Annotated in this window: 9 protein-coding genes; 2 read left to right on the top strand and 7 right to left on the bottom strand. The window is 65.3% G+C overall.

The features are described from left to right. Positions 1 to 257 (top strand): Hsp20/alpha crystallin family protein (locus ON00_RS19460; protein WP_010409213.1); only part of this gene is annotated, 257 nt, incomplete at its 5' end. Between the two features lie 44 nt (positions 258 to 301). Here ON00_RS19460 and ON00_RS19455 read toward each other — a convergent pair. The 6 genes from ON00_RS19455 to ON00_RS19430 all read right to left on the bottom strand — a co-directional run bounded on the left by ON00_RS19455 (position 302) and on the right by ON00_RS19430 (position 4947). Beyond that, the gene (locus ON00_RS19455) at positions 302 to 667 is read right to left on the bottom strand and encodes a response regulator (protein WP_010409212.1); all 366 of its coding nucleotides are present in this window, start codon (positions 665 to 667) and stop codon (positions 302 to 304) included. Positions 668 to 701: 34 nt separating this feature from the next. Further along, positions 702 to 1334 carry a response regulator transcription factor gene (locus ON00_RS19450; protein WP_010409210.1) on the bottom strand — a complete coding sequence of 211 codons (633 nt, stop codon included), beginning with the start codon at positions 1332 to 1334 and terminating at the stop codon, positions 702 to 704. After that, a complete protein-coding gene (locus ON00_RS19445; RefSeq protein WP_010409208.1) occupies positions 1331 to 2824 on the bottom strand; it encodes a PAS domain-containing sensor histidine kinase in 1494 nt (497 codons plus the stop codon). The genes ON00_RS19450 and ON00_RS19445 overlap by 4 nt, the downstream gene beginning before the upstream one ends. Continuing rightward, positions 2821 to 3267, bottom strand: coding sequence for a potassium channel family protein (locus tag ON00_RS19440; protein WP_010409206.1), 447 nt, complete (start codon positions 3265 to 3267; stop codon positions 2821 to 2823). Before ON00_RS19440 ends, ON00_RS19445 begins: the two co-directional genes overlap by 4 nt. A 61-nt stretch (positions 3268 to 3328) precedes the next feature. Beyond that, positions 3329 to 4135, bottom strand: a complete 807-nt coding sequence (locus ON00_RS19435; protein ID WP_010409203.1) for a universal stress protein — start codon at positions 4133 to 4135, stop codon at positions 3329 to 3331. Between the two features lie 74 nt (positions 4136 to 4209). Then, on the bottom strand, positions 4210 to 4947 hold the full coding sequence (locus ON00_RS19430; RefSeq protein ID WP_245535647.1) for a Crp/Fnr family transcriptional regulator: 738 nt from the start codon (positions 4945 to 4947) through the stop codon (positions 4210 to 4212). A 92-nt stretch (positions 4948 to 5039) separates the two neighbouring features. Here ON00_RS19430 and ON00_RS19425 point away from each other — a divergent pair, with 92 nt between their 5' ends. Beyond that, positions 5040 to 5696, top strand: coding sequence for an OmpW/AlkL family protein (locus ON00_RS19425; protein ID WP_010409199.1), 657 nt, complete (start codon positions 5040 to 5042; stop codon positions 5694 to 5696). Positions 5697 to 5714: 18 nt separating this feature from the next. Here the strand turns inward: ON00_RS19425 and ON00_RS19420 are convergent, their stop codons facing one another. After that, complete coding sequence (locus tag ON00_RS19420) at positions 5715 to 6401, bottom strand: NAD(P)H-dependent oxidoreductase (RefSeq protein WP_010409197.1); 687 nt, start codon at positions 6399 to 6401, stop codon at positions 5715 to 5717. Between the last annotated feature and the right edge of the window lie 21 nt (positions 6402 to 6422).

The following is a 6422-nucleotide window of genomic DNA, read 5'->3' as shown; positions in this document are numbered from 1 at the left end:
GTACGATTTTGACCATCCTCTCACCGGACCCCCTGACGATCTCGGGCGAGAAGCGCCATGACGAGGAGCGGCACGAAGGCGGTACGCTGCTGAGCGAGCGTCGCTACGGCGCCTTCGCCCGCAGCATCCAGCTGCCCGAGGATGCGGACCCGGCGGAGATCGAGGCTCATTTCAAGAAGGGTGTGCTCACCATCCAGGTCCGCAAGGACGAGAACGCCGCCAGCCGGGTCAGACGGATCGACGTCAAGAAGGATTGAACCCGTTTGCTCGCCCCTCCCCAGTGGGGAGGGGCGGTGACAGCCTAGCGTCCGAGTGCACCCAACAACTCGTATTGCCTGATCGGCTTTTCCAGCACGGCATCGAAGCCGCTGGCAAGCGCCGCATCCTTGAGCCCGGCACTGGGGTGGCCGGTCACAAGGACGGCGCGACCCGTCCAGCCCCGCCGCTGGAGCGCCCGGAGAACGCCGATCCCGTCGCCATCCGGCAGCAGGTAATCCGCCACGAGCAGCTTGACCGACGAGAGATCGTCATCGTCGACTTTCGCCTGGGCCGTACCGAAGGCACGCACCTCATATCCGCGCCAATGCAGCAGCAGCTGCAGCGATCGCCGTACCGCTTCATCGTCTTCGACGACAACCGCGAGGCCTGCCTTGGTTTCCTGTTCCATCGCGCTGGAATGCTCTGGAAAGCCGGGCAGCGCTCTACGTAGATGTCCGCTCCTGCGACCCGTAGCCGGCCGCGAAGGCCAGCCGCAGCGCCTCGGACAGGCTTTGAACCTCGAGCTTGGTCATCAGATTGGCGCGATGCACCTCGACCGTTCGGGGCGAGATGCCAAGATCATAGGCGATCGTCTTGTTGGGGAGACCGTCCGCCAGCCCGCGCAGCACATCCTGTTCGCGCGGCGTCAGCACCGCGATCCTGATGGTCGCCTCCTGCGCCGACGCTGCGGCAGCGTCATGCTGGTCGAAGATGCCGAACCCTGCAGTGAGCGCCCGCAGGAGCGTCGCCTTGTCGAACGGCTTTTCCAGGAAATCGACGGCACCGGCCTTCATGGCCTGTACGGCGATCGGCACGTCGCCATGACCGGTCAGGATGATGACCGGCCACCGCACGCCGCGCTCGGCCAACCGTTGCTGGACTTCCAGCCCATCCATCTCGGGCATGCGGACATCGAGGAGCACGCACCCGGGCTCCGCGTCCTTGAGCTCCTTAAGGAAGGCGACGCCAGATACATAGGTCCGCACGTCAAAGCCGGACGTTCGGAGCAGGAACCCCGCCGAGCGACGAACTGCATCTTCGTCATCGACCAGGTGGACGAGCCGCCGCTCCGTCATTCCGCGTCTCCTGCTTGTGCGGCCGGCAAGGTGAAGTGGAAGATCGTCCCCCGCTCGTCGCCCGGCTCGGCCCAGATCCGCCCCCCATGCGCCTCCACGATGGTCCGGCAGATAGAAAGGCCCAAGCCCATGCCGTCCTGCTTACTCGACGCAAACGCCTGGAACAGCCGTGGCGCGATTGCCGGGTCGAGCCCCGGTCCGGTATCTGCAACCGAGACGCGGACCTGCCCGCCTTCGCGCGAGGTCGATGTCGTGATGTCACTCACTTCACCGTTCCGCAGCGCTTCGACGGCGTTGCGCAGCAGATTGACCAGCACCTGCTGGATCTGGATACGATCTGCGATGACGTGGGTCGCGGAAGGGTCGAGCGAGACGAAGCTGCGCACGCCCCGCTCGCGGGCACCGGTTAGCCCAAGACGGACTGCATCCTCGATGAGCGCCGGCAATGGCTCGACCCGTCGTTCCGTCTCACCGCGCGAGACGAAATCCCGCAGCCGGCGCACAATCCGCCCCGCGCGCAGCGCCTCATTGGCCGACTCGCTCACCGCCTCCGCAAGCAATTCCCGTGGTGAATCGTTAGCCGCCAGGAGGTCGCGCGCGGCCTCCAGATAGTTGGCGATCGCGGTCAGCGGCTGGTTCAGTTCGTGCGCCAGCGTCGACGCCATCGTGCCCATCGCGCTCAGTCGCGAGACATGGATGAGCTCTCCCTGCAATTCTTTCAGACGGAGCTCCGCGCGCTGCTGGTCGGACAGGTCACGGACAAAGCCGGTAAAAACCCTCCCAGCGGCGCTGTGGGCCTCCCCGACAGACAGCTCCATCGGAAATTCGGTGCCGTCCTTGCGCTCGCCAACGACGATCCGGCCTATCCCGATGATCCGCCGTTCGCCTGTCTCGAGATAGTGGCCAATGTAGCGATCATGCCGTGCCCGGTGATCGCCTGGCATGAGCAGGCTGACGTTACGGCCGAGAACCTCGGCTTCGGTGTAGCCGAACAGGCGCTCCGCCGCGGCGCTGAATGATTGGATTAGGCCGCGCTCGTCGATCACGACCATGGCGTCGGGCACTGTGGCCAGCACCGAGCGCATGTGCGCCTCGCTCTCGGCGAGCATCTGCTCGGCTGCCCGCCGTCCAGTGACGTCGGAGATCGACAGGCCATAGCCGCGCAGGTCTCCGGCGCCGTCCACCAGCGGCGAGATCGTGATGTCGGCCATGAATTCCGAGCCGTCCCCACGCGTGCACCAGTCATCCAGGCGGGCGGTGGAGCGGATCACCGGTGACGTGCGGCGGACAGCAGCGGCCGGCCAGAAAACGTCGATGGACTTGCCCTGCGCCGCCTCAGCCGAGGTCCCGAAAAGCCGGGTTGCCCCAATGTTCCAATAGGTGATGGTTCCATCCGGCGCTGTCAGGAGAAGCGCACGGTCGGTCACGCTGGCGATGAACAACGCCAGATCCTCCGACGTCGAAACAGACTGGGCCAACGTGTCGGTCATTGCGTGTTCCCGATTTCGGACTCCAGCCAGCGGATGCGACCGACGATGGCCACAAAGAAGGCGGTTGACCAGCCTAGCAGGATCAAGCCGTTTGCGCTCTCGATTGCGCCAAGAACACGCCACCCCGGGCCCAGGACGACATCGCCATAGCCCACCGTGGTGTAGGAGGCGGTCGAGAAATACAGCGCCATCTCCAGCGTATCGAGCGCGCCGGTCCAAAGATAGAAGCAGGCGTAGAGCCAGATCTCGGCACCATGCAGTACGAAGAGACCGGCTGCGGCGCCGATGATCGCCAGGGCTTGTCGAACGAGCGCGACCTCGCCGTCGTGCCTGCCACGGTGACGGCGCAGCAGCAGCATGAGCCCGGCGATGCCGAATAGGTGGATTGCGCAGGTGGCGGCGACCAGAGCCGTCGCAGCGCCAAGCTCGGTCACGAGATTCATTGCAGCCTCACGAGCGGCGGGAGAGCGATGCCCGCGAGGCTGCCAAGTCGCCCCGACTGCTTCAGCGGTGATGGACGAGCAGGAGGGGCACCTTGCTCTTCCGGAGCATGGACCGGGTCGCACCTCCGAAGATCGTCTCCAACGTGCGGGAATGGCCATAACCACCCATTACGACGAGGTCATGATGGCCCATTTCCGCTTCACACAGCAGCGCGCTGCTGACCCGATCGATCCCGAGCGGGTCCTTCTTGATCACCGGCTCGATGCCATGCCGCGACAGATAGCGCGCAGCATCCTCGATCGGAGCGCCCATCGAGCGATCGTCGGCGTAGTAGAGGACCACGGTCTTCGCGCGCGTGAGCAGCGGCACGGCGGCAGCAAGCGCTGCTTCGGCATCCTCCGACCCGTCCCAAGCGACCATCACGCGACCATCGAGAGCGAGCGGCTTGGCATTGGGCGGAATCGCGAGCACGGGCTTGCCGGTGCCCACCAGCAGTTCGCCGATGACATCGGTCATGCGCGGGAAGATTTCGCCGTCCATGTCGGTGCTGAGCACGATGAGATCGGCGAGCCGGCTCCGCTCCTCGAGCGTGCGCGACAGGAAGCCGGTGGTCTCGCTCCAGTCGAACGGCACGTCTTCGCGCTCGAGCCGAGCGCGCATCCGCACCGCGTTGCGGGTCTCGTCAGCCTGCTCCTCGGCGAGCAGCACGCCCGTGCCCATGTCGACATAGTCGCCCATCACCTCCGGGATGATCGTCAGGTCGACACAGGTCAGGTGTCCACCGAGCGCTCGGGTGACGTCGAGTGCGGCCTGATATCGTGCTTCCTGGCCTTCGTCGTCGTGGATCAGCAGCAGAATGTTCTTCATGGCGTGTCTCCGTTCAAGCTGGGCGCAGCTTGGGTCGCCTCGTCGTCGCTTGGTATGCGCAGATTCCCGTAGGATCAGGCGGCGCGCTGGCGCAGCGCCGGCTCGTCCTCGATGCGGAAGTGGCGCAGGTCGGTGAGCGAAATCGCCTCCGCGTGGCGCAACTTGGTCAACTCACGGCTCACCGTCTCGATGGTCAAGCCAAGCAGATCGGCCATCTGCTGCCGCGTCAGGGGAAATGCGATCTCGGTACCGGGCGATCGTGCCGCGAATTCAATGAGGAGGCTGGCAACCCGCTCGCCCGCTGACTTGCGGCCGAGCAGCAGCATCCAGCGCCGTGCGCGGTCGAGCTCGTCAAGGGCGCGCAGGAGCAGAGCGTGTTCGACTTCCGGGAAGGCCGCGGCAAAGCTTTCGAACGCGGAGCGCCCAACCACGCAGAGCCTGGCGGGGGCAAGAGCAGTTACCGAATAGCTGCTTCTCGTGCCGAACGGGCGACCGACAAAGTCGCCCTCTCCCGCCAAGCCCAGGATCTGCTCACGGCCGTCGGCGAGCGACGCGGTCAATTTGAGCAGGCCGGATGCGATCGAGCCCACGAGCAGCGTCTCGTCATCCTCCCAGACCATCGTCTCGCCGCGTGCAAGCGTGATCGGCCGCGTGATGCGATCGAACTCGGCCGATGCTTCGGGCGAGAAGGCGCTGCAGACCGCGCGCGACCGGGCGGCGCAGCCGCTGCAGCGCGGTGGAAATGGCAAAACTGACGGCATGGTTCGTCCCCTTCCCCGGCTGCAATAGGAAGGCGAGAAGCGCGACGGCATAAGGGAATCTACGAAGGCATGACCTTGCGTTTGGTCAAATCCGTCGAGAACACCGCCAATTAGCGACCGGTCCGACACCAGGAGGACCACCGATGCGTCGCTACTTCGCTTCTGCCTTGCTCGCTGCGGCGTCAGCCGTACCCACCACCGTACATGCACAAACACAGGCGGGAGACTGGCTGATCCGGGCTCGCGCCATCCTCGTCTCGCCCACCGAGACCTCGGGCGAGGTCAGCGGGTTTCCGGGCAGCGGCGTCGGAGTCACTGACAGCGTGATGCCGGAGGTCGACTTCACCTACATGGCGACCAACCATATCGGCGCCGAGCTGATCCTCGCGACGACCAAGCACAAGGCCACCGGACGGGGCTCGCTTGCCACGATCGACACCGTCGCCAGCACGTGGGTGCTGCCACCGACGCTGACGCTGCAATACCACTTGAACCCCGCAGGCAAGGTACGCCCCTACCTGGGGGGCGGCGTCAACTACACCATCTTCTATTCGGAGGACGCGAGCGATCAGCTGGAGAGCGCGCTCGGGCGGACAAGGATTCGCATGAGCGACAGCGTCGGCTATGCTCTCCAGGCCGGACTGGATGTCGACATCGGCCCGCGGACCTTCCTCAACCTCGACGTTAAATACCTCGACATCGATACGACTGCGCGCCTCACCACCGGCGCAGGGACCAACCGGGTGCGCGTCAGCATCGATCCGATCGTGGTGGGCGTGGGGATCGGCATGCGGTTCTGAACCGCAACCCTGCGGAGCTTAGCTCCGGATCGAAAGCGTCGCCTTCTGAGCGGCGTGCCGAGCGCTGAGTTCTTCCGCGCAGATCATGCGTGTCCGCTGCCGGGTCGTCTCTAGGCACTCCCCGGCATAATGAGCGGGAATGCCGGGAACGATCGCGTCGAAGTGCAGGCGATCGTGCCCGTGCAGTCCGAAGATGTCGTTCAGATAGAGATCGAACGCCTGCCGCAGGGCACTGTACTGCCCCTGCTCCTCCAGCCAGGGCCGGGTCGTGGCGGAGGTGGTGATCACAACCAGGCGCTTGCCGCCGAGCAGCGGACTGGGGCGGTGATCGCGAAGGTTGCTGGCTGCGAAGTCCGCGCCGAGGACGCGGTCGACATAGCCCTTCATCATCGCCGGTGGCAGGCCGAACCAGATCGGATAAACGAGCACCAGGACGTCCGCTTCGCGGATCATCGCCAGCTCCGCGGCGAGATCGTCCCGAGGTCTATACCGCGGGCCAGGACGCTCCTGGTCGGTCAGAACCGGGTCGAAGCCGATGGAATAGAGATCGTGCAAGTGCGTCGCCTGTCCACACGCATCCGCCGCGGCGATGTATGCGTCAGCAATCGACCTGCAGAAGCTTTCGGCGGCGGGGTGGGCGAGGACGACATGGTGTCGCACAGGCTGAGTGCCCGCACTTCTGTTCGCCACGCTCGGCTGGGTCATCGCTGGTCTCCTTCGCCGCAA

It is taken from the genome of Sphingomonas echinoides ATCC 14820 (assembly GCF_000241465.1).
Lineage (GTDB): Bacteria > Pseudomonadota > Alphaproteobacteria > Sphingomonadales > Sphingomonadaceae > Sphingomonas > Sphingomonas echinoides.
This window is presented reverse-complemented; position numbering and strand designations above follow the sequence as displayed.

Coding starts and splice junctions, on each gene's coding strand:
- ON00_RS19435 (WP_010409203.1), bottom strand. CDS start 4,135: ATGAAGAACATTCTGCTGCTGATCCACGACGACGAAGGCCAGGAAGCA.
- ON00_RS19455 (WP_010409212.1), bottom strand. CDS start 667: ATGGAACAGGAAACCAAGGCAGGCCTCGCGGTTGTCGTCGAAGACGAT.
- ON00_RS19450 (WP_010409210.1), bottom strand. CDS start 1,334: ATGACGGAGCGGCGGCTCGTCCACCTGGTCGATGACGAAGATGCAGTT.
- ON00_RS19445 (WP_010409208.1), bottom strand. CDS start 2,824: ATGACCGACACGTTGGCCCAGTCTGTTTCGACGTCGGAGGATCTGGCG.
- ON00_RS19440 (WP_010409206.1), bottom strand. CDS start 3,267: ATGAATCTCGTGACCGAGCTTGGCGCTGCGACGGCTCTGGTCGCCGCC.
- ON00_RS19425 (WP_010409199.1), top strand. CDS start 5,040: ATGCGTCGCTACTTCGCTTCTGCCTTGCTCGCTGCGGCGTCAGCCGTA.
- ON00_RS19420 (WP_010409197.1), bottom strand. CDS start 6,401: ATGACCCAGCCGAGCGTGGCGAACAGAAGTGCGGGCACTCAGCCTGTG.
- ON00_RS19430 (WP_245535647.1), bottom strand. CDS start 4,947: ATGCCGTCGCGCTTCTCGCCTTCCTATTGCAGCCGGGGAAGGGGACGA.